The organism is Bacteroides sp. AF39-16AC (genome assembly GCF_003602735.1).
Taxonomy (GTDB): domain Bacteria; phylum Bacteroidota; class Bacteroidia; order Bacteroidales; family Bacteroidaceae; genus Bacteroides; species Bacteroides uniformis.
The window spans coordinates 1-1,653 of record NZ_QTLN01000068.1; the positions used below are offsets into that span (position 1 = coordinate 1).

Here is a 1,653-nt window from a genome sequence, read left to right on the forward strand (position 1 = left end):
ATGTCTTTTCCTGATTTAGCTAGACGCTTTTTCTTTTTATAACCGATATCAGTAGACGGTTCTTGGAATGTTGTACTGGTTCAGTAGTCACTTCTTCCCAAGCCCTGCTGATATAGTAGACACAGCAAAGTGAGTTGTCCTGATTCTGTTGACAGTCATCCTGCTGCATTTGCAGAGCCCGTGCTTGCTTGTCCGGCAAGACTGGGTGCCCCTAAAAGAGGCATTCTGTCTTTGTCAGGTGCGCTGTCCTGCGCCTTCGCCCGGACTTGCTGTCCGGCTTTGCAAAGATATTGCATCCTTCTTTTTATTGCTACTTGTGGAAGGATATTTTTTCTTCTTCCACATTTTCTTCTGTATTCCCTTCTCCAGATGCGCCACAGCAGGTATTTTATACCCGATACTCATATGCGGTCTGCGATGGTTATAGAAATGTATGTAGCGAGCTATGACATTTCTTGCATGCCCGATTTCGTTGAACCGGCCTCGAGGATGGCTGCTTTCCGCCTTAATAATCCCGTTGATACGTTCCGCAACGGCATTGTCGGTGGGTTTGTAGTCTTCCGTCATACTGATGGCAATGCCATGTTTCTGAAGAAGTGCCACGTATGGGTCGCAACAGTATTGTACGCCACGGTCCGAGTGATGTATCAGGCCCGTAAGATTTTCATCTCCTGTCATTTCAACAGCCTGCTCTATAGCCTGTTGCAATGCATTGATGGTTGCCGATACCCGTAAGGTGTCGGCAAGCACCCATCCCACTATCTTATGGGAGTAGGCATCCGTAATCAGATGCAGATAACAGACTTCACCATTGGCAAGTGGTATATAAGTAATGTCGCTGACCCACAACTGGTTGGCTGAAGTCAAGGTCAGTCCTTTGATTAGGTTCTTCCACTTGTGGTAGCGATGGTTGGAGTTCGTCGTATGCCGGGTCTTGCGGGCAGGAAGCATCAAGCGGTGTTGCCGGAGCAATGCATAAAAGCTGTCCCGCCCAGGCATGAACTCGGCTCCAAAAAGCACGGTGAGCATAATCCACAGTTTGTAACAGCCTATACCCGGATCTTCGATACGGATATCACGGACAGCATCCAGCATGAGACGTTCCCTATGTATCTGACTCTCAATGTCAGCCTTTGACTGGTAGTAGGCTTGACGACAATGGCCAAACAGACGGCAGGCCAACGCAACTTTCAGGTTGCGCTGACTGACCAGTTCCGTTACGATTTGGCCCCAGATTTTTTTCTGATAGGGATGTTGAAGAGTTCTTCAGCACGCGTAATCATCAATTCACGGGCTTCTGTTTCCAGCTTGGAGAAAGACAGGGCTTTCTCCAGCTCTTTAATGCGCTTTTTTAATTGGGCATTTTCATCTTTGTAGGCTTCCTTGCTGCGATTGGACATATCTGGTGATTCTTGTTCAGAAGGCAAAGATAGCTCTTCTGCTAAATTTGAATACTTTTTAATCCAACTATTTAGCAAGGCAGGGCAACAAATGCCATGTGCCCGGCAAAAGGCATGCTTACTCATACCTGATTGGTAGTAAGAGTGAAGAAAAAACAGTTTTTCATCTTCACGATAAAGCTTTCGTTTTGAAGTCATAATAGTAACACATTTATTAGTTTGTAAATGTGTCTACCTATATCAGGATAAGACA

Annotated in this window: 2 protein-coding genes; both read right to left on the minus strand. The window is 46.0% G+C overall.

The window, feature by feature from the left end; translation table 11 throughout:
* Positions 1-234: 234 nt before the first annotated feature.
* Positions 235-1,236 carry an IS3 family transposase gene (locus DW039_RS20675; protein ID WP_256373173.1) on the minus strand — a complete coding sequence of 334 codons (1,002 nt, stop codon included), beginning with the start codon at positions 1,234-1,236 and terminating at the stop codon, positions 235-237.
* The gene (locus DW039_RS20680) at positions 1,218-1,598 is read right to left on the minus strand and encodes a transposase (protein WP_005829611.1); all 381 of its coding nucleotides are present in this window, start codon (positions 1,596-1,598) and stop codon (positions 1,218-1,220) included. Before DW039_RS20680 ends, DW039_RS20675 begins: the two co-directional genes overlap by 19 nt.
* Between the last annotated feature and the right edge of the window lie 55 nt (positions 1,599-1,653).